This is a genomic window from Brevundimonas sp. EU05-FHT14B11 (assembly GCF_058790835.1).
The window spans coordinates 1-20,413 of record NZ_JBYTCY010000002.1 but is presented as its reverse complement, the minus strand read 5'-3'; the positions used below and the strand labels follow the sequence as shown (position 1 = coordinate 20,413).

At 67.0% G+C, this 20,413-nt stretch carries 32 protein-coding genes; 5 read left to right on the top strand and 27 right to left on the bottom strand.

All coding sequences use genetic code 11. The features are described from left to right. Positions 1 to 59: 59 nt before the first annotated feature. From AC3WRV_RS07470 to rpsJ, 23 genes are all read right to left on the bottom strand, one after another. Positions 60 to 620 carry an adenylate kinase gene (locus AC3WRV_RS07470; RefSeq protein WP_291837548.1) on the bottom strand — a complete coding sequence of 187 codons (561 nt, stop codon included), beginning with the start codon at positions 618 to 620 and terminating at the stop codon, positions 60 to 62. Between the two features lie 25 nt (positions 621 to 645). Further along, the gene (gene secY, locus AC3WRV_RS07465) at positions 646 to 2,022 is read right to left on the bottom strand and encodes a preprotein translocase subunit SecY (RefSeq protein ID WP_492312742.1); all 1,377 of its coding nucleotides are present in this window, start codon (positions 2,020 to 2,022) and stop codon (positions 646 to 648) included. Positions 2,023 to 2,127: 105 nt separating this feature from the next. Beyond that, complete coding sequence (gene rplO, locus AC3WRV_RS07460) at positions 2,128 to 2,718, bottom strand: 50S ribosomal protein L15 (RefSeq protein ID WP_492312741.1); 591 nt, start codon at positions 2,716 to 2,718, stop codon at positions 2,128 to 2,130. 168 nt (positions 2,719 to 2,886) lie between these two features. After that, positions 2,887 to 3,084, bottom strand: coding sequence for a 50S ribosomal protein L30 (rpmD, locus tag AC3WRV_RS07455; RefSeq protein ID WP_291837541.1), 198 nt, complete (start codon positions 3,082 to 3,084; stop codon positions 2,887 to 2,889). A gap of 5 nt (positions 3,085 to 3,089) precedes the next feature. Then, the gene (rpsE, locus tag AC3WRV_RS07450) at positions 3,090 to 3,698 is read right to left on the bottom strand and encodes a 30S ribosomal protein S5 (RefSeq protein ID WP_291837538.1); all 609 of its coding nucleotides are present in this window, start codon (positions 3,696 to 3,698) and stop codon (positions 3,090 to 3,092) included. 12 nt (positions 3,699 to 3,710) lie between these two features. Continuing rightward, positions 3,711 to 4,067, bottom strand: a complete 357-nt coding sequence (gene rplR / locus AC3WRV_RS07445; RefSeq protein WP_291837535.1) for a 50S ribosomal protein L18 — start codon at positions 4,065 to 4,067, stop codon at positions 3,711 to 3,713. Positions 4,068 to 4,070: 3 nt separating this feature from the next. After that, positions 4,071 to 4,604 (bottom strand): 50S ribosomal protein L6, encoded by a 534-nt coding sequence (gene rplF, locus AC3WRV_RS07440; RefSeq protein ID WP_291837532.1) that lies wholly within the window; start codon positions 4,602 to 4,604, stop codon positions 4,071 to 4,073. Between the two features lies 1 nt (position 4,605). Then, complete coding sequence (rpsH, locus tag AC3WRV_RS07435) at positions 4,606 to 5,004, bottom strand: 30S ribosomal protein S8 (RefSeq protein ID WP_141626265.1); 399 nt, start codon at positions 5,002 to 5,004, stop codon at positions 4,606 to 4,608. A gap of 15 nt (positions 5,005 to 5,019) precedes the next feature. Beyond that, positions 5,020 to 5,325, bottom strand: coding sequence for a 30S ribosomal protein S14 (gene rpsN, locus AC3WRV_RS07430; protein WP_291837526.1), 306 nt, complete (start codon positions 5,323 to 5,325; stop codon positions 5,020 to 5,022). 19 nt (positions 5,326 to 5,344) lie between these two features. Then, positions 5,345 to 5,902: a 50S ribosomal protein L5 gene (gene rplE / locus AC3WRV_RS07425; RefSeq protein ID WP_291837521.1), complete on the bottom strand. Its 558-nt coding sequence runs from the start codon at positions 5,900 to 5,902 to the stop codon at positions 5,345 to 5,347. Continuing rightward, positions 5,902 to 6,210, bottom strand: coding sequence for a 50S ribosomal protein L24 (gene rplX / locus AC3WRV_RS07420; RefSeq protein ID WP_291837519.1), 309 nt, complete (start codon positions 6,208 to 6,210; stop codon positions 5,902 to 5,904). The genes rplE and rplX overlap by 1 nt, the downstream gene beginning before the upstream one ends. Position 6,211: 1 nt before the next feature. Then, positions 6,212 to 6,580, bottom strand: coding sequence for a 50S ribosomal protein L14 (gene rplN, locus AC3WRV_RS07415; protein ID WP_055832151.1), 369 nt, complete (start codon positions 6,578 to 6,580; stop codon positions 6,212 to 6,214). A gap of 18 nt (positions 6,581 to 6,598) precedes the next feature. Continuing rightward, a complete protein-coding gene (gene rpsQ, locus AC3WRV_RS07410) occupies positions 6,599 to 6,850 on the bottom strand; it encodes a 30S ribosomal protein S17 (RefSeq protein WP_141626261.1) in 252 nt (83 codons plus the stop codon). 9 nt (positions 6,851 to 6,859) lie between these two features. Then, positions 6,860 to 7,057 (bottom strand): 50S ribosomal protein L29, encoded by a 198-nt coding sequence (gene rpmC / locus AC3WRV_RS07405; protein ID WP_291837507.1) that lies wholly within the window; start codon positions 7,055 to 7,057, stop codon positions 6,860 to 6,862. Then, positions 7,057 to 7,497: a 50S ribosomal protein L16 gene (gene rplP / locus AC3WRV_RS07400; protein WP_291837504.1), complete on the bottom strand. Its 441-nt coding sequence runs from the start codon at positions 7,495 to 7,497 to the stop codon at positions 7,057 to 7,059. The genes rpmC and rplP overlap by 1 nt, the downstream gene beginning before the upstream one ends. A 3-nt stretch (positions 7,498 to 7,500) precedes the next feature. Then, positions 7,501 to 8,256: a 30S ribosomal protein S3 gene (rpsC, locus tag AC3WRV_RS07395; protein WP_492312740.1), complete on the bottom strand. Its 756-nt coding sequence runs from the start codon at positions 8,254 to 8,256 to the stop codon at positions 7,501 to 7,503. Continuing rightward, complete coding sequence (gene rplV / locus AC3WRV_RS07390) at positions 8,256 to 8,636, bottom strand: 50S ribosomal protein L22 (RefSeq protein WP_291837498.1); 381 nt, start codon at positions 8,634 to 8,636, stop codon at positions 8,256 to 8,258. The genes rpsC and rplV overlap by 1 nt, the downstream gene beginning before the upstream one ends. Before the next feature lie 3 nt (positions 8,637 to 8,639). After that, entirely contained in the window at positions 8,640 to 8,918 is a 279-nt protein-coding gene (gene rpsS / locus AC3WRV_RS07385) for a 30S ribosomal protein S19 (RefSeq protein ID WP_141626256.1), read from the bottom strand. A gap of 2 nt (positions 8,919 to 8,920) precedes the next feature. Further along, positions 8,921 to 9,754 carry a 50S ribosomal protein L2 gene (rplB, locus tag AC3WRV_RS07380; protein WP_492312739.1) on the bottom strand — a complete coding sequence of 278 codons (834 nt, stop codon included), beginning with the start codon at positions 9,752 to 9,754 and terminating at the stop codon, positions 8,921 to 8,923. Between the two features lie 5 nt (positions 9,755 to 9,759). Then, on the bottom strand, positions 9,760 to 10,065 hold the full coding sequence (locus AC3WRV_RS07375) for a 50S ribosomal protein L23 (protein WP_056450366.1): 306 nt from the start codon (positions 10,063 to 10,065) through the stop codon (positions 9,760 to 9,762). Further along, positions 10,065 to 10,739 (bottom strand): 50S ribosomal protein L4, encoded by a 675-nt coding sequence (rplD, locus tag AC3WRV_RS07370; RefSeq protein ID WP_492312738.1) that lies wholly within the window; start codon positions 10,737 to 10,739, stop codon positions 10,065 to 10,067. Before rplD ends, AC3WRV_RS07375 begins: the two co-directional genes overlap by 1 nt. Beyond that, positions 10,739 to 11,497 (bottom strand): 50S ribosomal protein L3, encoded by a 759-nt coding sequence (gene rplC, locus AC3WRV_RS07365; RefSeq protein WP_492312737.1) that lies wholly within the window; start codon positions 11,495 to 11,497, stop codon positions 10,739 to 10,741. Before rplC ends, rplD begins: the two co-directional genes overlap by 1 nt. A gap of 22 nt (positions 11,498 to 11,519) precedes the next feature. Beyond that, entirely contained in the window at positions 11,520 to 11,825 is a 306-nt protein-coding gene (gene rpsJ, locus AC3WRV_RS07360; RefSeq protein ID WP_003164367.1) for a 30S ribosomal protein S10, read from the bottom strand. Between the two features lie 745 nt (positions 11,826 to 12,570). Here rpsJ and AC3WRV_RS07355 point away from each other — a divergent pair. Next, on the top strand, positions 12,571 to 13,329 hold the full coding sequence (locus tag AC3WRV_RS07355; protein ID WP_291838207.1) for a hypothetical protein: 759 nt from the start codon (positions 12,571 to 12,573) through the stop codon (positions 13,327 to 13,329). Between the two features lie 275 nt (positions 13,330 to 13,604). Next, a complete protein-coding gene (locus AC3WRV_RS07350) occupies positions 13,605 to 14,357 on the top strand; it encodes an outer membrane beta-barrel protein (RefSeq protein ID WP_492312736.1) in 753 nt (250 codons plus the stop codon). 157 nt (positions 14,358 to 14,514) lie between these two features. On the opposite strand, the gene AC3WRV_RS07345 is transcribed toward AC3WRV_RS07350, so the two are convergent. The 3 genes from AC3WRV_RS07345 to AC3WRV_RS07335 all read right to left on the bottom strand — a co-directional run bounded on the left by AC3WRV_RS07345 (position 14,515) and on the right by AC3WRV_RS07335 (position 17,626). Then, positions 14,515 to 15,408 (bottom strand): GIN domain-containing protein, encoded by an 894-nt coding sequence (locus AC3WRV_RS07345; RefSeq protein ID WP_291838202.1) that lies wholly within the window; start codon positions 15,406 to 15,408, stop codon positions 14,515 to 14,517. A gap of 146 nt (positions 15,409 to 15,554) precedes the next feature. Then, positions 15,555 to 16,463 (bottom strand): cupin-like domain-containing protein, encoded by a 909-nt coding sequence (locus AC3WRV_RS07340; protein ID WP_492312735.1) that lies wholly within the window; start codon positions 16,461 to 16,463, stop codon positions 15,555 to 15,557. An 8-nt stretch (positions 16,464 to 16,471) separates the two neighbouring features. Next, positions 16,472 to 17,626 (bottom strand): GNAT family N-acetyltransferase, encoded by a 1,155-nt coding sequence (locus AC3WRV_RS07335; RefSeq protein WP_492312734.1) that lies wholly within the window; start codon positions 17,624 to 17,626, stop codon positions 16,472 to 16,474. A 165-nt stretch (positions 17,627 to 17,791) separates the two neighbouring features. Here AC3WRV_RS07335 and AC3WRV_RS07330 point away from each other — a divergent pair, with 165 nt between their 5' ends. From AC3WRV_RS07330 to AC3WRV_RS07320, 3 genes are all read left to right on the top strand, one after another. Further along, positions 17,792 to 17,959 (top strand): hypothetical protein, encoded by a 168-nt coding sequence (locus AC3WRV_RS07330; RefSeq protein ID WP_291838195.1) that lies wholly within the window; start codon positions 17,792 to 17,794, stop codon positions 17,957 to 17,959. Next, positions 17,956 to 18,720: an SGNH/GDSL hydrolase family protein gene (locus AC3WRV_RS07325; protein ID WP_492312733.1), complete on the top strand. Its 765-nt coding sequence runs from the start codon at positions 17,956 to 17,958 to the stop codon at positions 18,718 to 18,720. Before AC3WRV_RS07330 ends, AC3WRV_RS07325 begins: the two co-directional genes overlap by 4 nt. Positions 18,721 to 18,793: 73 nt before the next feature. Then, positions 18,794 to 19,831, top strand: coding sequence for a L,D-transpeptidase family protein (locus AC3WRV_RS07320; RefSeq protein ID WP_492312732.1), 1,038 nt, complete (start codon positions 18,794 to 18,796; stop codon positions 19,829 to 19,831). Here the strand turns inward: AC3WRV_RS07320 and AC3WRV_RS07315 are convergent. Further along, positions 19,828 to 20,232: a hypothetical protein gene (locus tag AC3WRV_RS07315; protein ID WP_291838184.1), complete on the bottom strand. Its 405-nt coding sequence runs from the start codon at positions 20,230 to 20,232 to the stop codon at positions 19,828 to 19,830. The two genes, AC3WRV_RS07320 and AC3WRV_RS07315, sit on opposite strands and share 4 nt — an antisense overlap. Positions 20,233 to 20,413 lie beyond the last annotated feature (181 nt).

Here is a 20,413-nt window from a genome sequence, read left to right as displayed (position 1 = left end):
CGCGCGCTGTCACGGATCGTACGCCTGCCCGGTCGAGCAGGCCCCGGATCAGGGCCTGATCAGGCCAGGGCGGCGTCGATGGCGGCGGATACGGCGGCGATGGAGCCCATGCCGTCGACCTCGGTCAGCAGACCCTTGTCCGCATAGTAGGGCAGCAGGGGCGCCGTGTTGCGGTTGTAGGCGTCCAGACGGACCTTGAAGCTTTCGGGGTTGTCGTCCGGACGGCCCTGGTCGGCGAACCGGGCCGAGACCCGGTCCAGCAGGGCGGCGTCGTCGACCTTCAGGCGGATGACGTGGTCGATCTGCTTGCCCAGCTTGGCCAGCATCTCATCCAGGGCCTCGGCCTGGGCCAGGGTGCGGGGGAAGCCGTCGAAGATGGCTCCGCCGGCGTCCTCGGCGGCCTTCAGCTGGGCCTCGATCAGGGCGATGACCACGGCGTCGGGGACCAGGTCGCCACGCGACATGATCGCCTGGCAAGTCTGGCCCAGCTCGGAGCCCGAGGCGATCGCCTCGCGCAGCATGTCGCCGGTCGACAGCTGGATCATGCCGCGGGACTCGACCAGGCGCTTGGCCTGCGTGCCCTTGCCCGCCGCCGGCGGTCCGAACAGGATCAGATTCATCGCCGCCCTCCCCGTGCGATCAGACTTACCGGCGCGCGGGCGCGGTCACGCCCTTGCCCCGGCCGCGCAGCTTGGCCTTCTTGATCAGGCCTTCGTATTGGTGCGCCAGCAGTTGCGACTGGATCTGCGCCACGGTGTCCATGGTCACCGAGACCACGATCAGAACCGAGGTGCCGCCGAAATACAGGCCGTTGCCGAAGTTGGCGACGACGATCTCGGGCAGCAGGCAGACGGCGGTGATGTAGGCCGCGCCGATCACCGTCAGACGGGTCAGGACGTAGTCCAGATATTCGGCCGTGCGCTTGCCCGGACGGATGCCCGGGAGGAAGCCGCCGTACTTGCGCAGGTTCTCGGCGGTGTCCTCGGGATTGAAGGTGATCGAGGTGTAGAAGAAGCAGAAGAAGACGATCAGGATCGCGTACAGGGCCGAGAACAGCGGCTGGCCGTGCTGCATCTGCGCGGTGACCAGCGGCAGCCAGTCCATCCACGGCGGCAGGTTGGCCGTCGCGGTCAGCGAGGCGACCGTCGTCGGCAGCATCAGCAGCGACGAGGCGAAGATCGGCGGGATCACGCCCGCGGTGTTGACCTTCAGCGGCAGGAACGAGCGCTCGCCCCCAGCCATCCGGTTGCCTTCCTGGCGCTTCGGATACTGGATCAGCAGGCGCCGCTGGGCGCGCTCCATGAAGACGATGAACATCACCACGGCCACGGCCATGGCGGCGATGAAGATCAGGGCGAACGGCGACATCTGGCCTTGCTGGGCCAGGCCGAACAGGCGGGCGATGGTGCCCGGCAGGACGGCCACGATGCCGGCGAAGATGATCAGCGAGATGCCGTTGCCGACGCCGCGCGCGGTCACCTGCTCGCCCAGCCACATCAGGAACATGGTGCCGGCGGTCAGGCAGGTCGTGGTGGTGATGATGAAGAACAGGCCCGGCTCGTCGATCAGGCCGGCCTGGCCGTTCAGCTGGGTGGCGATGCCGAAGGCCTGCGCCAGCGCCAGCACGACCGTCAGATAGCGGGTGTACTGGTTCAGCTGCTTGCGGCCGCTCTCGCCGCCTTCCTTACGCAGCTTTTCCCAGGGCGGGTACACCGCGCCCATCAGCTGCACGATGATCGAGGCCGAGATGTACGGCATCACGTTCAGCGCGAAGACGGCCATGTTCTGCACGGCGCCGCCGGAGAACATGTTGAACATGTCCAGGATGCCGCGGTTGCCGTCCGGATTCTGGAAGAAGGCCAGGAAGGCCTCGTTGTTGATCCCGGGGATCGGCACGTAGCAGCCGATACGGAACACGACCATGGCCAGCACCGTGAAGAGCAGGCGCTTGTGAAGCTCGGTCGCACGCGCGAACGAGCCCATGTTCATGTTTGCTGCAAGTTGTTCGGCGGCCGAAGCCATAGTGTCACCCCGACTGATCAGAACGCGGCGCATCGGACGACGAGTCCGCGCCTGCGTCCAGATAGGAGAAGGGCGCCCTCGTGGCGAGGGCGCCCCCTAGTCTTTTTACTTCGCAGCCGTGCGCTTGGCGCGGGCCGAGACCTTGTTGGCGTCGCCCTTCGGCGCCTTGGGGGCCGGAGCCTTGCCCTTGGCGGCGTTGCGCTTCTCGACGCGGGCGGCGGCCTTGGCTTCAGCGGCGATGCGCTCCTGCACGACCGAACCGCCGGCGGCTTCGATCGCCTTGACGGCGCCGGCCGAGGCCGACCACACGACCAGGTTCAGCTTGGCCTTGATTTCGCCGGTGCCCAGAACGCGGACGCCGTCTTTGACGCGGCGGATGACGCCGGCGGCGACCAGGGCGTCGCCCTTGATCTCACCCTTGGCGTCCAGCTTGCCGGCGTCGATGGCGTCTTGCAGGCGCCACAGGTTCACTTCGGCCAGCTTCAGCGCGTTCGGATTGTTGAAGCCGCGCTTGGGCATGCGCATGTAGAGCGGCATCTGGCCGCCTTCGAAGCCGCCGATGGCGACGCCCGAACGCGACTTCTGACCCTTGACGCCGCGACCGGCGGTCTTGCCCTTGCCCGAGCCCGGGCCACGGCCGACGCGCATGCGCTTCTTGTGGGCGCCTTCGTTGTCGCGGATTTCGTTCAGTTTCATGTGCCTGATCCTTTCGGGTTCTAGCGCCCGCTCGGGGAGCGGACTCGGCGTTGATGTCTGTGTCGCGCCCCGGACAGGTCCGGAACGCAAGGAAGGGCGGCCTATAGCCGCCCTTGCCCTGCCGCCGCAAGCGGCGACTTGTCCCGCCCCCGAAAGGGCGGGAGCAGCTTACTTCTCGACCACGACGACCATGTGCGCGACCTTGGCGATCATGCCACGGACGGACGGGGTGTCTTCCAGCGTGGACTCGCGGCCCACGCGGTTAAGGCCCAGGCCCGACAGGGTGGCGCGCTGGTCCGACTTGCGGCGGATCGGCGAACCGGTCTGGCGGATGGTGACGGTGGCTTTGGATTCGGTCTTGGCCATGTCTATCAGCCCTCGATGGCTTCAGGCGACGAGGCGCCGTCGTTGCGGCGGCCCATCAGGTCGGCGACCTTCTTGCCACGCTTCGAAGCGACCTGACGCGGCGACGACTGGACCTTGAGGGCCTCGAACGTCGCACGGATCATGTTGTAGGGGTTCGACGAACCGGTCGACTTGCCCACGACGTCCTGGACGCCGAGGGTTTCGAGCACGGCGCGCATCGGACCGCCCGCGATGACGCCCGTTCCCGGAGGAGCGGCGCGCATCATGATCTTGCCGGCGCCCCAACGGCCGTTGCCGTCGTGGTGCAGGGTGCGGTTCTCGCGCAGCGGAACCTTGATCATGGTCTTCTTGGCTTCTTCGGTCGCCTTGCGGATGGCTTCCGGCACTTCGCGCGCCTTGCCGTGACCGAAGCCGACGCGGCCCTTGCCGTCACCGACGACCATGAGGGCTGCGAAGCTGAAGCGACGGCCGCCTTTCACGGTGGCGGCGACGCGGTTGATGTGCACCAGCTTCTCGACGATGTCCGAGTCCGGACCGTCGACGGCGGGAGCGTTGCGGTTGTCACGACGGTTGCGGTCGTTGCCGCCGCCGCCGCGTTGGGGTTGTTGCGCCATCTGTCGCGTCCCTTAGAAGTTCAGGCCGGCTTCACGCGCGGCTTCCGCCAGCGCCTTCACCCGTCCGTGATAGATGTAACCGCCGCGATCGAAGACGACGTCGGTGACGCCCTTCTCCTTGGCGCGCTCGGCGATCAGCTTGCCGATGGCGGCGGCCGCGGCGACGTCCGAGCCCTTGCTGCCCTTGCCGCCTTCCAGCGACGAGGCGGCGGCCACCGTGACGCCCTGGACGTCGTCGATGATCTGGGCCGAGATGTTCTTGTCCGAACGGGAGACCGACAGGCGCAGGCGACCGTTGGCGACAGCCTTCAGGCGGCGACGGTTGCGCTCCGAGCGGCGCTTGGCTTTTTGTTGAAGAGAGAGAGCCATGACTTACTTCTTCTTGCCTTCCTTGCGCCGGACGGTTTCGCCCTGGTAGCGCACGCCCTTGCCCTTGTAGGGCTCCGGCGGACGAAGCTTGCGGATGACGGCGGCGATCTGACCGACGGCTTGCTTGTCCGCGCCCGAGATCTTGATCTCGGTCTGCTTCGGAACAGCGAAGCTGACGCCGGCCGGCGGATCGATGTCGACGTCGTGCGAGAAGCCGAGCTGCAGCGACAGCTGGTTGCCCTTCATCGCCGCGCGATAGCCGACGCCGACCAGTTCCAGCGTCTTGTCGAAGCCGGTGGTGACGCCGACAACCATGTTGTCGACCAGCGTGCGCGACAGACCCCACATCGCGCGGGCGCGTTGGGTGTCAGCCCGCGGGGTCAGCGACAGCTCGTCGCCTTCCTGCTTGACTTCGATCTCTTCAGCGACGGTCCAGGTGCGTTCGCCCTTGGGACCCTTCACCGAGACGGTCTGACCGTCGAGGGCGACAGTGACGCCCTTCGGGATCGCGATGGTTTTCTTGCCGATACGGGACATCTTAGTAGACCCTGCAGAGGACTTCGCCGCCGACGTTCGCGTCGCGGGCGGCAGCGTCCGACATGACGCCCTTGGACGTCGAGAGGATCGAAATGCCGAGGCCGTTCTTGATCGGCTTCAGATCGCTGATGGCCGAATAGACGCGACGGCCGGGCTTCGACACGCGGGCAATCTCGGCGATCACCGGCTGGCCGTCGAAGTACTTCAGCTCGATCTCGAACTGCGGGAACTCACCCGGGTTTTGCACCAGGTTGTAGCCGCGGATGTAGCCTTCGTCCTGCAGCACGTCGAGGACGCGCTGGCGCAGGCGGGAAGCCGGGGTCAGCACCTTCGAACGCTTGCGGGTCGCGGCGTTCTTGATGCGGGCGATCATGTCGCTCAGGGGATCGTTGATCATCATGACTTTATGCTCCCCTTACCAGCTCGACTTCGTCAGGCCGGGGATCTGACCCAGGTTGCCCAGCTCACGCAGGGCGATCCGGCTCATCTTCAGCTTGCGATAGTAGGCGCGCGGACGACCCGTCACCTCACAGCGGTTGCGGATGCGGTTCGGCGCGGAATTGCGCGGCAGTTCCGCCAGCTTCAGGCGCGCTTCGAAGCGCTCCTCAAGCGGGAGGGACTCGTTGTTCGCGGTCGCCTTCAGGGCGGCGCGCTTGTCGGCGTACTTCGCGACGAGGGCCTTGACCTTCTCGTTACGGTTTACAGCGGACTTCTTAGCCATTGTCTGTTTCCCTTCCCGCTCAGTTCACGAACGGGAACTTGAACTCGGTGAGGAGAGCCTTGGCTTCCTCATCGGTCTTGGCCGTGGTGCAGACGATGATGTCCATGCCCCACATCTGATCAATCTGGTCGTAGTTGATCTCCGGGAACACGATGTGCTCCTTCAGACCCGTGGCGTAGTTGCCGCGACCGTCGAACGAGGTGCCCTTCAGGCCCCGGAAATCCTTCACGCGCGGCAGCGCGATCGTGATGAACCGGTCCAGGAACTCATACATCTGGTCGCCGCGCAGGGTGACCTTGCCGCCGACAACCATGCCTTCGCGCAGCTTGAAGCCGGCGATGGAGTTGCGGGCCTTGGTCGGCACGGCCTTCTGACCGGCGATCTGCGTCAGATCCTTGAGGGCGGCGGTCGCCTTCTTGGAGTCGGCCACGGCTTCACCGATGCCCATGTTCAGGACGATCTTGTCCAGCTTGGGGATCTGCATCTCGTTGGTGTAGCCGAACTTGGTCTTCAGCTCGCCGCGGATGCGCGAAACGTACTCGCCCTTGAGGCGCGGAGTGTATTTGGTGTCGGCCATCAGATGACGTCTCCCGTCGTCTTGGCGAAGCGAACCTTCTTGTCGCCTTCAACCTTGAAGCCGACGCGGGTCGCCTTGCCGTTGGCGTCGGCGATCGCGACGTTCGACAGGTGAAGCGACGCTTCCTTGTTCTTGATGCCGCCCTGCGGGTCACCCTGGGTCGGACGCGTGTGGCGCTGAACCATGTTGATGCCCTGAACCAGGACGCGGTTTTCGGTCGGAAGGACCTTGAGGACCTGGCCGGTGCGGCCCTTGTCCTTGCCGGTCAGGACGACGACGTTGTCGCCCTTTTTGATCTTGGCGGCCATGTTACAGGACCTCCGGAGCCAGCGAGATGATCTTCATGTGGTTCTTGGCGCGCAGTTCGCGGGGAACCGGGCCGAAGATCCGCGTGCCGACAGGCTCGTTCTGCTTGTTGACGATGACGGCGGCCGACTTGTCGAAACGGATGACAGAGCCGTCCTTGCGCATGATGTCCTTGGCGGTGCGCACGACGATGGCGCGAACGACGTCGCCCTTCTTCACGCGGCCGCGCGGAATCGCTTCCTTCACCGAGGCGACAATGGTGTCGCCCACCGAGGCGTAGCGGCGCTTGGAGCCGCCCAACACCTTGATGCACATGACCCGGCGAGCGCCCGAATTGTCGGCCACCTCCAGGTTAGTTTGCATCTGGATCATAGGATCCGATCCTTCTCTTTACGAAGCCGAGGCGGCCGAGGCGTCCGACAGGACTTCCCAGCGCTTCAGCTTGGACTTCGGGGCGCACTCGACGATGCGGGCCAGGTCACCGACCTTGAGGGCGTTCGCTTCGTCGTGGGCGTGGTACTTTTTGGAGAGACGGACAGTCTTCTTCAGGACCGGGTGCAGCAGGGTGCGCTCGACCTTGACGATGACAGTCTTGTCGCCCTTGTCAGAGACGACCACGCCTTCGAGAATTCGCTTCGGCATATTCGTTCCTTACGCGTTCACGCGCTTCTCGCGCAGAAGCGTCGAGATGCGGGCGATGTCTTTGCGCACTTCACCAACGCGGTGAGTCTTTTCCATTTGGCCGGTGGCGGCCTGGAAACGCAGGTTGAACTGTTCCTTCTTGAGCTTCAGCAGCTCGTCGGACAGCTGGTCGGCGGTTTGCGACCGGAGATCGGCGATCTTGGCCATCAGGCAGCAGCCTCCACATGGGCGACGCCGGCGTCGAGGCGGGTGACCACCTTGGTGCGGACCGGCAGCTTGGCGGCGCCGAGGCGCAGCGCTTCGCGAGCGATGTCGTCCGGCACGCCGTCGATTTCGAACAGGATACGGCCCGGGTGGCAACGCGCGGCCCAGTGGTCCACGGCGCCCTTGCCCTTGCCCATCCGGACTTCGGCCGGCTTGCCCGTGACGGGCAGGTCGGGGAAGACGCGGATCCAGACGCGGCCCTGACGCTTCATCTGGCGGGTGATCGCGCGGCGAGCCGCCTCGATCTGACGCGCGGTGATGCGTTCCGGCTCGACCGTCTTCAGGCCGTACGAGCCGAAGTTCAGCGAGAAGCCGCCTTTGGCCGAACCGTGGATCCGGCCCTTGAAGGCCTTCCGGTACTTGGTTTTCTTCGGTTGCAGCATGACTTAGTTCTCACGTCCCCGGTCACGGCGCGGACCGCGATCCCCACGGGGACCGCCGCGTTCGCGGCCTTCATTCGACGACGGACCCGAGGCTTCCTGGGCCCAACGCTTGTCCTGGGCCATCGGGTCGTGCTCGAGCACTTCACCCTTAAAGACCCAGACCTTCACGCCGATGATGCCGTACGTCGTCTTGGCTTGGATGAAGCCGTAGTCGATGTCGGCGCGCAGGGTGTGAAGCGGCACGCGACCTTCGCGGTACCATTCCATACGAGCGATTTCAGCGCCGCCGAGGCGGCCCGAAACGTTGATGCGGACGCCCTTGGCGCCGAGGCGCATGGCCGACTGCATCGCCCGCTTCATGGCGCGGCGGAACGCGATACGGCGTTCCAGCTGCTGCGCGATGTTCTCGGCGATCAGCTGCGCGTCGGTTTCCGGCTTGCGGACTTCGACGATGTTCAGGTGAACTTCGCCTTCAGTGCGGGCCGAGATGTCCTTGCGGAGCTTCTCGATGTCGGCGCCCTTCTTGCCGATCACGACACCCGGACGGGCGGCGTAGATCGTCACGCGGCACTTCTTGTGCGGGCGCTCGATGATGATGCGCGACACGCCGGCGGCTTGCAGGCGTTCCTTGAGCCACGTGCGCAGCGCCAGGTCCTGGTGCAGCAGGCGGGCGTAGTTCGCGCCATCGGCGAACCAGCGGCTGTCCCACGTGCGGTTCACGCCGAGGCGGAAACCGATCGGATTGATTTTCTGACCCATCAGGCGGCCTCGCCGGCTTCACGGACCACGATCGTGATCTCGCTGAACGGTTTCAGGATGCGCGACGAGCGACCACGAGCGCGGCTCGCGAAACGCTTCATCACCAGGTTCTTGCCCACGAAGGCCTCGGCGACGACCAGGTTGTCGATATCGAGGTTGTGGTTGTTCTCGGCGTTCGAGATCGCCGAATACAGGACCTTGCGGACGTCGGTGGCGATGCGCTTACGGCTGAATTCCAGCTCGTTGAGCGCCTTCTGTACCGGCAGGCCGCGGATCGACTGGGCGACCAGGTTCAGCTTTTGCGGGCTGATCCGGACGTTCACCAGCTTGGCGCGGGCTTCCGTGAGGGCGACCCGGCGGGGGTTTTTGGTCTGGGCCATCAGTTACTTCCTTTTGGCCTTCTTGTCCGCCGCGTGACCCGGGAAGTTCCGGGTCGGGGCGAACTCGCCGAACTTCATGCCGACCATCTCTTCAGAGACGATCACCGGCACGTGCTTCTGGCCGTTGTGGACGCCGAACGTCAGACCGACGAACTGCGGCAGGATGGTGGAGCGGCGCGACCAGGTCTTGATCACGTCCTTGCGGCCCGACGTTTGAACGGCGTCGGCCTTCTTGAGCAGATACCCGTCGACAAACGGGCCTTTCCAGGAGGAGCGAGCCATTCTTAGCGAGCCTTCTTAACGTGGCGAGTGCGGATGATGTACTTGTCCGTCGCCTTGTTCTTGCGGGTCCGGGTGCCCTTGGTGTCCTTGCCCCACGGCGTAACCGGGGTGCGACCACCAGAGGTCCGGCCTTCACCACCACCGTGCGGGTGGTCGATCGGGTTCATGGCCACGCCGCGAACGTGCGGACGCCAGCCCATGTGACGCTTGCGGCCGGCCTTGCCGAGGTTCTGGTTCATGTGGTCGGGGTTAGAAACCGCGCCCACCGTGGCCATGCAGCCGTCCAGGACCATGCGAAGCTCGCCCGAGCCGAGACGGATCTGGGCGTAGCCCTGATCGCGACCGACCAGCTGGGCGTAGGCGCCGGCCGAGCGGGCCAGCTGGGCGCCCTTGCCCGGCTTCATTTCGACGTTGTGGATGATCGTGCCGACCGGGATCGAGCGCAGCGGCATCGCGTTGCCCGGCTTCACGTCGACCTTTTCACCGGCGACCACCGAGTCACCCGCTTTCAGGCGTTGCGGCGCGATGATGTAGGCCTTTTCGCCGTCCTCATAGACGATGAGGGCGATGAAGGCGGTCCGGTTCGGATCGTATTCCAGGCGTTCGACGGTCGCCGTGGCGAACTTGCGACGCTTGAAGTCGATCTTACGGTACAGCGTCTTGGCGCCGCCGCCGCGGAAGCGGACGGCGATACGACCGCCCTGACCGCGTCCGCCCGACTTAGTCAGGCCTTCGGTCAGCGACTTCTCGGGACGGCCCTTGTGGAGCTCCGAGCGGTCGATCAGCACCAGGGCGCGACGGCCCGGCGAAGTCGGATTGTAGGTTTTCAAGGCCATCTGGATCAGAGCCCCGTGGTGACGTCGATCGACTGGCCTTCAGCCAGCGTCACGATCGCTTTTTTGATGTCGACCCGACGGCCCATGATGCCGCGGAAACGCTTGGTCTTGCCCTTTTGAACCAGGGTGTTGACCTTCAGCACGTTGACCTTGAACAGGGCTTCGACCGCAGCGGCGATCTCGTCCTTCGAGGCGTTGTCCGCGACGCGGAAGACGACCTTGTTCTGTTCCGACAGGATCGTGGCCTTCTCGGTGATCACCGGAGCCAGGATGGTGTCGTAGTGACGCGCGGTGGGTTGAGCGCCGGCCATTACGCGGCTCCCTTCACAGCTTGAGCCTGCTCGCTGCGCGAGGGCTTGTAGTCGGCATAGGTGGCCTCGATGGCTTCGACAGCCGCCTTGGTCAGCACCAGTTTGTCAGCCCGCAGGATGTCGTAGACGTTCAGGCCGGCGTTCGGCAGCACGTTCACCATCGGGATGTTGCGAGCGGCCAGACCGAAGTTGGCGTCAACTTCCGGACCGGCGATGATCAGGGCCTTGGCCCAGCCCAGCTTGCCGATGGTTTCGCGCAGACCGGCGGTCTTGGCGTCCTTCAGGGCGATGCTGTCGACGACGACCAGGTCGCCGGCCTTGGCCTTCGACGAGAGCGCGTGACGCAGGGCCAGGGCGCGGACCTTCTTCGGCAGCGAGAAGCCGTGGTCGCGAACGACCGGACCGAAGGCGCGCGAGCCGCCGACGAACTGCGGGGCACGGCGCGAACCGTGACGAGCGCCGCCGGTGCCCTTCTGCTTGTACATCTTCTTGCCCGTACGAGAGTTCTCGTTGCGGGTTTGAACCTTGTGGGTGCCGGCGCGGCGCTTGGCCAGCTGCCAGTTGACGTAGCGGGCCAGCAGGTCGCCGCGGATGTCCGAGATGCCGAAGACGACATCCGACAGTTCCACGTCGCCGGCAGCCTTACCGTCGAGTTTGATGACCGAGAGTTTCATTACGCTTCACCGCCTTCGGTGGACTCGGCGGCCGGGGCTTCCTCAGCCGGCGTTTCAGCCGGTTGAGCCGCAGCGGCGGCCTTGTTCGACTTCACGCCGCCGGGGAACGGGGCGTCGGCCGGGCGGGCCTTCTTGACGGCGTCACGGATCTTGACCCACGTGCCTTCGTGACCGGGGACAGCGCCCTTGATCAGGATCAGGCCGCGTTCCGCGTCAACGCGGAAGACGGTCAGGTTCTGGGTGGTGACGACTTCCTGGCCGAGGTGGCCGGCCATCTTCTTGCCCGGGAACGTACGGCCCGGATCCTGACGGTTACCCGTGGAGCCGTGCGAACGGTGCGAGACCGAAACACCGTGCGTGGCGCGCAGACCGCCGAAGTTCCAGCGCTTCATGGCGCCGGCGAAGCCCTTACCGATGGTCTCGGCTTGGACATCGACCTTCTGGCCGGCGACGAAGTGATCGGCCGAGAACTCGGCGCCCACATCCATCATGGCGTCCGCATCGATGCGGAACTCGGTGACATAGGCCTTCGGTTCCACTTCCAGCTTCGCGAAAGCTTCGCGTTGAGCCTTGTTGGTGTTCTTGGCCTTCTTGGTGCCAGCGCCCAGCTGGAGAGCGACGTAGCCGTCACGCTCCTGGGTACGTTGGCCGACGACTTGGCAGCCGTCGAGCTGAAGCACAGTGACCGGTACGTGCGCGCCGTCATCGGCGAACACGCGGGTCATGCCCAGCTTCTTGGCGATCACGCCCGTGCGCATCGGATCCCGCCTCTTTCTTCGATTAAATCTTGATCTCGACGTCCACGCCGGCGGACAGGTCGAGCTTCATGAGCGCGTCCACGGTCTGCGGGGTGGGGTCGACGATGTCGAGCACGCGCTTGTGCGTGCGGATTTCAAACTGCTCGCGCGACTTCTTATCGACGTGCGGAGAGCGGTTCACGGTGAACTTTTCGATCAGGGTCGGCAGCGGGATCGGACCACGAACGGTCGCGCCCGTGCGCTTGGCGGTGTTGACGATCTCGCGCGTCGAAAAGTCGAGGACGCGGTGATCGAAGGCCTTGAGCCTGATGCGGATGCTTTGATCCATATCGGTAGCTATTCCCAAGCAGGCGAACCTGCGTCCCTGTGAACCATTTCAAAGACCGGAGGTCTTCAGGCCAAAAGGCCTTCAGAGTACGCACGTCCGCAAAAACGATCGGCCCACGCAGTCGCCCGCGGAGGCCGTTGATGTCCCAAGGAGCTGCAAAGAACAGGTACTCAGGTCGTTCCTGCGAACCGCGTCTGCAACCCACCCGAGGGCTTCGTTGCACAGCCGGTCCAACAAGAGTGGGCGCTTATGCCGATTGAGTCCCGATCCGTCAAGCGGCGAAACTGTGTCGGCGCGGGGTTTTCCCCCTATTCGACCAGACGGCCTCCGGCGGCGTTCCAGCGCGGCGGAACAGCGGGACGATCACGGCCTGCCGAACCTGTCCCGACCCGCGCCGCGATCCTTTCCGCCTTGCGGCCGATCCCGCCGTCGGAGGGTCCTCGCCCTCCCCTATATATAGAGTGATCCGATGCGCGCCCCGCCGCGGCGGAACCTGATCGCCTCGCGCCGACAGAATCGGCGGTCCGCCCGCTCGTCTCCATTCAGGCGCCCCCACCGAAAACCGCCGGTTTCCGACGCCGGGACGAAACCGCCGCATTCGTGCCACAATGCGTGGCCGTGCCGCCACAGGGTTCGTACGCCATTGGTTTGTGACGCGTTTGTAATGGCAAAGCTCTTTCCCGCGCTGGTAGCCGTGCCGCTCCGCAGCGCGACTCCCCGCAGCTGCCAGCAACCTGTAGGCATCATGAAGACCCTCTTCCTCGCTACGGCCGCCGTCGCGGCCTTCGCCGCCGCCCCCGCCCTGGCTCAAACCGCTCCGACCGGCTCGATCGGCGCCACCTGGAACCAGGTCGAAGCCGACGACTTTGAAGCCGACGGCTACGCCATCGACGGCGTCGTCGCCGGCCCGGTCAAGGGCGACTGGACCGTCACCTTCGGCGCCAAGATGGCGTGGGACGACGGCACGATCGACGACAACAAGACCTTCTCGGGTCAGCTGCACCTGACGCGTGAGTTCAACGGCCTGCGCGCCGGCGGCTTCATCGCCGCCTCCGACGCCGCTCCGGGCGCCAGCCTGCTGAGCGCCGGCGCCGAAGTGCAGAAGTACTTCGACAAGGCCACCCTGACCGGCGCCGTCAGCTACGGCACGATCAACGACCTGGACGCCGACCTGTGGTCGGTGGGCGTCGACGGCGGCTACTACGTCCTGCCGAACCTGCGCCTGAACGCCAACGCCGCCTACAGCAAGATCGACGTCTCGGGCACCGACCTGGACGCCTACAGCTACGGCGCCGCGGCCGAGTACCAGATCAACGGCAGCCCGATGAGCGTCTTCGCTTCGTGGGACCGCACCACCCTGGATGACGTCGACCTGGACGTCGACACCCTGTCGCTGGGCGTGCGCTTCAACTTCGGCGGCGACCTGCAGCAGCGCGAACGCGCCGGCGCCAACCTGACCCGTTCGGTCGGCGGCGCCGCGGGCATCTTCGCCCTGGGCCTCTAAGCCCTGCTGAAGACCTGAAGGACCGGGGCCCCGGCGGAGCGATCCGCCGGGGCCCTTTTCAATTCCGTGGTCGCCCTAAGTCGGCGGGTTCGCGGCGCTTCCGCGGCCTTCGGCCCCAGTCCAGACACAGCGGCGCCACAATGCGTTGCCCATCGGCCACATGGCCCAAAGTGCTGTTTTTGTGACCCTTTTGTAATAGCTCCGCCATGCAGACGGCTGTTAGCAACGCCGCCGTGGCGCCCTCCCCCGGCGCCGCCCAATAAGGAAATCAAAAAATGAAAAAGTCTCTCGTGCTGGCTTCGGCCGTCGCCGCCACCCTGGTCGCCGCTCCGGCCTTCGCCCAGTCGGGCCCGGTGGGTTCGGTCGGCGTCTCCTACTCGAACAGCTCGGTCGATTTCGGTTCGACCGACGCCGACACCGACAGCTACGCCATTGACGGCGTGGTCGCCGTTGACGCCTTCGCCGGCTGGACCGCCACCTTCGCCGGTTCGGTCGCCCATAACGACGACGCCAACGACACCGGCGTCGCCGGCACGGCTCACCTGACCCGCCTGTCCGGTTCGGACCTGCGCTTCGGCGGCTTCGTCGGCGCGGCCGACGCCGGTGACGAAACCGCCTGGACGTTCGGCGGCGAAGTCCAGAAGTACCTGGCCAACGCCACCCTGACCGGCTCGGTCGCCTACACCACCGCCGACGACATCGACGTCGACGCCTGGACCGTGGCCGGCGACGCCGCCTTCTACGTCACCCCGAACCTGCGCCTGAACGCGGGCCTGGGCTATTCGAAGGTGGACATCGTCGGCACCGACGCCGACCTGTGGACCTACGGCGTGGGCGCCGAGTACGAGATCTCGAACACCCCGTTCTCGGTCGCGGCCGGCTTCAACCGCGGTGACATCGAAGACGTCACCATCGACACCTGGACCATCGGCCTGCGCTACAGCTTCGGCGGCGGTCTCCAGGCTCGCGACCGCGCTGGCGCCGCCCTGCCGGGCGCCGGCGTCGCCGGCCTGCTGGGCGCCCTCTAAGGCTCCCTAGTCGATATCGCGTAAGCGAAGGCCCCGGCGGAGCGATCCGCCGGGGCCTTTTGCTGTCCGGGATCCCCTGCCCGACTGAACGGCGGGCAGGAAAAAGGCCCGGGGGGTTCCACATCCCCGGGCCTTTCCCGTTACGGCGACTGCAGGATCAGTTGCCGATTCTCACGTCCCCTCCGCCCATGATCGAGCGGCTGATCGAGCCGGTGGCGCGGGCGATGGTGACGTCGCCGCCGCCGACGATGGAGACTTCGACGTCCCCGGCGACACCGCCGAAGTTCACGTCGCCCGAGCCGGCGATGCTGATCTCGACATTCGGAGAGGTCCCGTTGCGGACGTCCACGTCGCCGGAGCCGCCGATGGCGACCTCCAGGGGACCGTCGAGGCGCGAGACCGTCACGTCGCCCGAACCGCCGATCGAGACGTCCAGGTCCCGGGTGGCGCCGGCCGTGACCGAGCCCGAGCCGCCGATCGCCACTTCCAGCGAGGACGAGGTCCCGGCGCGGATATCGCCCGAACCGCCGATGCTCAGCGACATCGAGCCGTCGACGTTGGCCACATCCCAGCGGCCGCAGCCGCCGTGACCCAGCTCCAGCGAGCGGGCGCCCCGGCCGACCGAGCCGTAGATGGCGCCGCTGGCGTTCACGTTGACGTCGCGAGGCGTGCGGATGACGATCAGCGGGGCGTCGGCGACGTTCACGCGGCCGACGCCGCGGACCTCGGCCCAGGCGCCTTCGCCGGCGCGGCCGCCGTTGGGGCCGTTATTGCAGTTGTTGATGCCGTCGTTGTCGCCGTTGAACAGGCCGCCGCGGCGGCGCAGGCCGCCGTTGACGCGGATTTCGTCGCCGACGCGGGTCACTTCGACGCGCGGCAGGCGGGACGAGCCCTGTTCGACCTCGACGGCCACGTCGGCGCGGTCCTCGACGACCACGGCCACCCGGGCCACGGCGTAGCGGATCTCGACGTTCGGCTCCTTGGCGAAGGCGGGCCCGGCCACGGCGGCGAGGGCGACGGCCGATACGGCGGTGGCGATTGCGAGTTTCATGGTGGACCTCCCTGTCCTGAATGTGAGGAAAGGGTGCGTCCGCCCGGGGCCGAAGTCACTTTAAAACGAGGTCATGACCCCGTTGTAAGAATGCCCGCCGGAAGGCCCGCCCCGCCTGAGGCGGACAGCCTTCCCTGTCTGGAAATTCAGACGCGCAGGGCGCCCGCGCCGTCGGCGACGCCGACCTCCGGCTCGAAATCCCGCTCGAAATGCTCCAGTCGGCTCTTCAGCGCGCCGGTCCGTTTCAGCGCCAGCGAGGCGGCCCAGCGCGCCGCCAGCTCCGGCGTCGCCATCCGGTCGGTCATGCGCGGCCGCGCGCCCCGGCTGCGCAGCACGGCGTTGGTGTACAGCGCCCCGTTGCGGAACCGCGACGGCCAGGTCTGGAAGTCCATCGACAGGGAGACGCAGAACCGGTCCAGGTTCTCCACCCGGTGCGGCGCGTAGATCGGCCAGGTCAGGGCCTGCCCCGGCTCCAGGTCCATCACCTGCGCGTCCTGTTCGAACGCCAGGGTGTAGGGCAGTTCCTCGGTCGTCTGGCGCGCGACCACCTGCTCCATGTTCTTCTCGGGCAGGTGCTGCTCGTCGCCCGGATAGACGTAGACCCGCTTGCGCCCGCGCATGTGGAACAGGACCACGCCCGCCGGATCGAAATGATAGGGCACCCGCGCCTTGGGCGAGGACAGGATCAGCTGTCCGGCGTTCTTCACCGCCCGCATCCCCGGATAGGCGCCCTGAACCTTGCCGAACTCGGTCAGGGCGGCGGCCCACAGCTCCGGCCAGCCGGTCTCGACCTCGCGCATATTGACCCACAGCCGGCCCTGCTGGATCGCGGCCAGCAGCTCGGCGCCGTCCAGACGACCGCGCGCGCCGGTGCGCAGGCTGACCTGCCCATCGTCGTCGTAGTCGTACAGGTTGATGTCGAACAGCTCGGCCGGATAGCGGTCCAGGATGGCCGCCAGCGACTCGTCGGTGGCGAAGCCCTGCTCCACCAGCGTGTGCGGATGGACCTGGGCATGATGGATCGGGCCGGAATAGCGGGTGCGGGTTTCGGTCATGGAGTGTCTCAGGCCGGAACGCGGTTGGTGGAAGACGCACGGGCCTTTGCAAGGGCGGCGCCCGCCGCCTGCATCGCGCCCTTGAAGCGGTTGGCCGAGGTGGTTTCGCAGGCTTCGATCGCGGCCCAGCGGCGGCGCACGCTGGCGCGCAGCTTCTCGCCGCGCCCCTCGCCCGCCAGATCCAGCGCCCTGACCGCCGCCTGGCTGACCGTCGCGCCGAGACCGGGCTTCAGGACCATCGCCTCGCGGACGACGTGCGCCCCGTTGCAGAAGTATTTCTTGTAGTGCTCGCCCTCGAACCCGAAGTCGAAGGTGCGGTAGCCCAGCGCGGCGGCCAGCCGCATGGTGTCCATGCTCAGCAGGATGCCGGGCGAGCAGCGCGCCAGCGAGGGCTCATAGCCGGGGAACCAGAAATGATACTGGTCGCCCGCGTGCAGCGAGAATTCGATCGCCGTCAGCCGGTCGCCGGCCCACAGCCCCGCCATCGAGGCGCCGAAGCCGTTCTCACCCTGGGTCTGCAGCAGGGCGTGCAGCAGATCGGCGGTCCAACCGCAGGCGAAGATGTCGTGCCGGTTGGTGCGCCTGTACTGATCCCGCTTCAGGTCGATCAGCCAGTCCAGCAGCTTGGGATCGTGCAGGCCGCGCTCGACCCGCAGCGGGCCCAGTTCGGCCTCCATGCTGCGGCGGGCGCGTTCCTTGTCCTTGAAGAATTTGCCGAAGGTCGCACGCCGCTCGGCGTACCAGCCGTCATAGCCGTCGTCGCCCAGTTCGACCTGCACCGTCCGCCGGTCCTCGCCCAGCGGGGTGTCGCCGACCCAGGCGGTGACGTTCAGGCGGGCCCCGCCCAGCAGGACCGAGACCCCTTCCAGCGTCGGGCCTTCGCCCGGGCGGGCGATGACCCCGTGATAGTCGTTCATCGGCGCGGCCAGCGGCTGGATCGCCGATCCGCGGCGCTGGTGCGGGAAGAAGCCAGCGATCTCGCCGTCCCGCGAGAAGACAGCCACCGCCGCGTACGGGCTGACCTGTCCGGCCACGCGGGTGAAGCTGGGCCGGAAGTAGGGACTGTTCAGCGCCCGGTTGGCCTCCAGGAAGGCGCGCCACGCCGCCCACTCGGCCTCGCCCAGTTCGCTCGCCTTGAGGATGTCGACCTTGAACCCGGTCATAGCCGTCCTTCCGCCCCCCGGACCGTCGTTTCCGGGCCGTTGCAGCAGACGTCATGCCACGGCGCCCGTTTCGGCCCGGTGAGCGTTCATCGTTAATGAATCCTGCCCGCGGGAGCCCCCCGCGCGTCATTGACGTTGACCTTGTCCCATCCTCAGGAGAGCCTCATGGCCGATCCCAAGCGCCCGCCCAGCCGCGAAACCGAGAACGAAAACCAGCGCCCCGACCGCGACGGCCAGCCCCCGCGTCCCGCCACCGAACCGGCGGGCTCGGGAGACTCGTCAAACTCGGGCGAAACCGCCACCGACCCCGCCACCGGAAAGCCCAATCCTTGAAGACAGCCGTCCTTCTGTCAGCCTTCGCTCTCGCCGTCCCCACGACCGCCCTCGCCCAGCGAGCGCCCGCGCCTGTTCCCGCCCCGGCCATCGCGGTCTGCCCGCTGGAGACCGGCTTCGTCGCCGACAACGGCGGCCTGACGCGCAGCCGGGCCGCGGTCCGTGCCGGCCGCCTGACCATTCTCGCGGTCGGCTCGTCCTCCATCGAGGGCGTCGGCGCCAGCCGCCGCGAACTCGGCTTCGCCCCCCTGCTGGAACGCGGGCTGGAGCGGCGCATGCCCGGCGTGGACGTGACGGTGATCAACCGGGGCATCGGCGGCGAGACGGCCCGGGAGACGGCCAACCGGCTGGAGCGCGAACTGGCCGCCGGCCGCGTCGACCTGGTCATCTGGCAGTTGGGCACCAATGACGTGCTGCGCGACCGGATGGTCGACGATGTCTTCGCCGACTTCCACCGGGGCGAGGCGGTGCTGCGGGCCGCCGATGTCGATGTGCTGCTGATCGACCCGCAGCGCCTGCCGGAGGACACCCGCAACATGTCGTTCCGGGGCCGCAATCCGGCGCTCGGCGAGATGGCCCGCCGGATCGCCGAGGAGGGCCGCAAGGGCGGCTACGCCGTGCTCCGCCGCTTCGACGCCATGGCCGGCTGGTCCGGACTGGAGCGCGGCGGCGTCGGTCCGGACGATCTGCACCTCAATGACGCCGGCTACGCCTGCTGGGCCGAGGTGACCGCGGAAGGCCTGGCGCCCCGGTTGCTCTGACCCGGCGACCGGCGTTCGGGAACAAGCCCCGCCGGGGCGGGTTGGCTTCGGACCTGCAACGCACCGGAACCGCATGACCTTTCGCCTGATCCTCGCCTCGACCAGCCTGCTCGCCCTCGCCGCCTGCGGCCAGCCCGACCGCCCCGCCGACGCCCCCGCGGCGGCCCAGGCGGGCGCGCCCGTTCTCACCGCGAACCAGATCGACGAGGCCCGGATCACGACGCCCGTGGTCGCCGCTCCGCCGGCCCAGGCGCCCGCGCCCGGCGCCGTGGTTCCGCCCGATCCGGCCCTGGTGCGGCTGCAGGTCCTGCTGGACCGCTCGACCTTCTCTCCGGGCGTCATCGACGGTCTGGCGGGCTCCAACCTGCGCCAGGCGGTGGCGGCCTACCGCAAGGCCGCCGGAATGCAGGGCGACGCCATCGACGCCGAACTGATGGCGAAACTGACCCAGGCGGACGGCGCCCCGGCCATGACCACCTACACCCTCAGCGCCGCCGACGCGGCGGGTCCCTTCAGCCCGCCGCCCGGCGAACTGGCCGAACAGGCGGCCAGGGGTGTTCACTATTCCAGCCCGCGGGAGCGCCTCGCCGAGCATTTCCATATTTCCGAGACCCTGCTGCAGGGCCTGAACCCGGGCGTCGACTTCCGCCGGGCGGGCCAGCGCATCATGGTGCCCGCCATCGGCGCCGCGCCCCTGCCCGCCGAAGTGGATCACATCGTGGTCGACAAGGCCGAGGGTTCGGTGAGGGCCTTCGCCGCCGACGGCCGCCTGCTGGCCTTCTATCCCGCCACCATCGGCAGCGGCGACAATCCGACCCCCAGCGGCACGGTCCGGGTCAACGGCGTCGCCCGTAACCCGGACTACACCTACGACCCGGCCAAGCTCAGCTACGGCCCCGGCGACCGCAAGATCGTCGTCCCCGCCGGACCCAACAATCCGGTCGGCGTGGTCTGGATCGACCTGAACAAGCCCAGCTACGGCATCCATGGCACGCCGGATCCGGAGAAGATCGGCAAGACGGCCTCGCACGGCTGCGTCCGCCTGACCAACTGGGACGCCTGGCAGCTGGCGGCGGCGGTGAAGCCGGGGGTCGAGGTGCGGTTCGTCTAGGCCGGAGAAAGATGTCCGTGCCTCGCCACGACGCGGCGGCAGAGGGCGACAAAGTCCGCAAGGCTCATGTCGTGCTTGCTGTCATTGGTGCGCCAGCCGCAGATGACGAAGTCATAGCCGTCGCCGTCGCCGCTGACGTGATCGACTGAGGGAAGCAGCGCAAATCCGGCCTTGTAGGCGGACCGCCCCGCCTTTGAAGCCGCATTGTCATAGGTGCTTATCTGAGCCCAGTTCAGGGGCTCGCCCGTATAGTGATCCAGTCCGCCCGACGCCACGACCGCGGCGTGGATGGCCGTCTTGTAGGCGCTGACGGTGACGGGCCAGGTCACGCGCTTGCGGTCCCGGATCACGTGGGCCTGGGCCTTGCGGTGGAGCCAGCGGACGTACTGCTCTCGCGTCACGACGCCACTCAGGAAATCAGGAAGCGAATATAGCACCGGCATCGGATCATCCTTCGGAAGCGCAAAAGAAAAGCCCCGCCGGATCGCTCCGGCGGGGCTCTTCAGTTCAGATCGTCAGACCGTCGATTACTCGATGATCTTGGCGACGACGCCGGCGCCGACGGTGCGGCCGCCTTCACGG

Bases quoted from the DNA above. Each gene is read 5' to 3' on its own strand.
- AC3WRV_RS07470 (WP_291837548.1), bottom strand. From the start codon at position 620: ATGAATCTGATCCTGTTCGGACCGCCGGCGGCGGGCAAGGGCACGCAG.
- secY (WP_492312742.1), bottom strand. From the start codon at position 2,022: ATGGCTTCGGCCGCCGAACAACTTGCAGCAAACATGAACATGGGCTCG.
- rplO (WP_492312741.1), bottom strand. From the start codon at position 2,718: ATGAAACTGAACGAAATCCGCGACAACGAAGGCGCCCACAAGAAGCGC.
- rpmD (WP_291837541.1), bottom strand. From the start codon at position 3,084: ATGGCCAAGACCGAATCCAAAGCCACCGTCACCATCCGCCAGACCGGT.
- rpsE (WP_291837538.1), bottom strand. From the start codon at position 3,698: ATGGCGCAACAACCCCAACGCGGCGGCGGCGGCAACGACCGCAACCGT.
- rplR (WP_291837535.1), bottom strand. From the start codon at position 4,067: ATGGCTCTCTCTCTTCAACAAAAAGCCAAGCGCCGCTCGGAGCGCAAC.
- rplF (WP_291837532.1), bottom strand. From the start codon at position 4,604: ATGTCCCGTATCGGCAAGAAAACCATCGCGATCCCGAAGGGCGTCACT.
- rpsH (WP_141626265.1), bottom strand. From the start codon at position 5,004: ATGATGATCAACGATCCCCTGAGCGACATGATCGCCCGCATCAAGAAC.
- rpsN (WP_291837526.1), bottom strand. From the start codon at position 5,325: ATGGCTAAGAAGTCCGCTGTAAACCGTAACGAGAAGGTCAAGGCCCTC.
- rplE (WP_291837521.1), bottom strand. From the start codon at position 5,902: ATGGCCGACACCAAATACACTCCGCGCCTCAAGGGCGAGTACGTTTCG.
- rplX (WP_291837519.1), bottom strand. From the start codon at position 6,210: ATGGCCGCCAAGATCAAAAAGGGCGACAACGTCGTCGTCCTGACCGGC.
- rplN (WP_055832151.1), bottom strand. From the start codon at position 6,580: ATGATCCAGATGCAAACTAACCTGGAGGTGGCCGACAATTCGGGCGCT.
- rpsQ (WP_141626261.1), bottom strand. From the start codon at position 6,850: ATGCCGAAGCGAATTCTCGAAGGCGTGGTCGTCTCTGACAAGGGCGAC.
- rpmC (WP_291837507.1), bottom strand. From the start codon at position 7,057: ATGGCCAAGATCGCCGATCTCCGGTCGCAAACCGCCGACCAGCTGTCC.
- rplP (WP_291837504.1), bottom strand. From the start codon at position 7,497: ATGCTGCAACCGAAGAAAACCAAGTACCGGAAGGCCTTCAAGGGCCGG.
- rpsC (WP_492312740.1), bottom strand. From the start codon at position 8,256: ATGGGTCAGAAAATCAATCCGATCGGTTTCCGCCTCGGCGTGAACCGC.
- rplV (WP_291837498.1), bottom strand. From the start codon at position 8,636: ATGGCCCAGACCAAAAACCCCCGCCGGGTCGCCCTCACGGAAGCCCGC.
- rpsS (WP_141626256.1), bottom strand. From the start codon at position 8,918: ATGGCTCGCTCCTCCTGGAAAGGCCCGTTTGTCGACGGGTATCTGCTC.
- rplB (WP_492312739.1), bottom strand. From the start codon at position 9,754: ATGGCCTTGAAAACCTACAATCCGACTTCGCCGGGCCGTCGCGCCCTG.
- AC3WRV_RS07375 (WP_056450366.1), bottom strand. From the start codon at position 10,065: ATGGCCGGCGCTCAACCCACCGCGCGTCACTACGACACCATCCTGGCT.
- rplD (WP_492312738.1), bottom strand. From the start codon at position 10,739: ATGAAACTCTCGGTCATCAAACTCGACGGTAAGGCTGCCGGCGACGTG.
- rplC (WP_492312737.1), bottom strand. From the start codon at position 11,497: ATGCGCACGGGCGTGATCGCCAAGAAGCTGGGCATGACCCGCGTGTTC.
- rpsJ (WP_003164367.1), bottom strand. From the start codon at position 11,825: ATGGATCAAAGCATCCGCATCAGGCTCAAGGCCTTCGATCACCGCGTC.
- AC3WRV_RS07355 (WP_291838207.1), top strand. From the start codon at position 12,571: ATGAAGACCCTCTTCCTCGCTACGGCCGCCGTCGCGGCCTTCGCCGCC.
- AC3WRV_RS07350 (WP_492312736.1), top strand. From the start codon at position 13,605: ATGAAAAAGTCTCTCGTGCTGGCTTCGGCCGTCGCCGCCACCCTGGTC.
- AC3WRV_RS07345 (WP_291838202.1), bottom strand. From the start codon at position 15,408: ATGAAACTCGCAATCGCCACCGCCGTATCGGCCGTCGCCCTCGCCGCC.
- AC3WRV_RS07340 (WP_492312735.1), bottom strand. From the start codon at position 16,463: ATGACCGAAACCCGCACCCGCTATTCCGGCCCGATCCATCATGCCCAG.
- AC3WRV_RS07335 (WP_492312734.1), bottom strand. From the start codon at position 17,626: ATGACCGGGTTCAAGGTCGACATCCTCAAGGCGAGCGAACTGGGCGAG.
- AC3WRV_RS07330 (WP_291838195.1), top strand. From the start codon at position 17,792: ATGGCCGATCCCAAGCGCCCGCCCAGCCGCGAAACCGAGAACGAAAAC.
- AC3WRV_RS07320 (WP_492312732.1), top strand. From the start codon at position 18,794: ATGACCTTTCGCCTGATCCTCGCCTCGACCAGCCTGCTCGCCCTCGCC.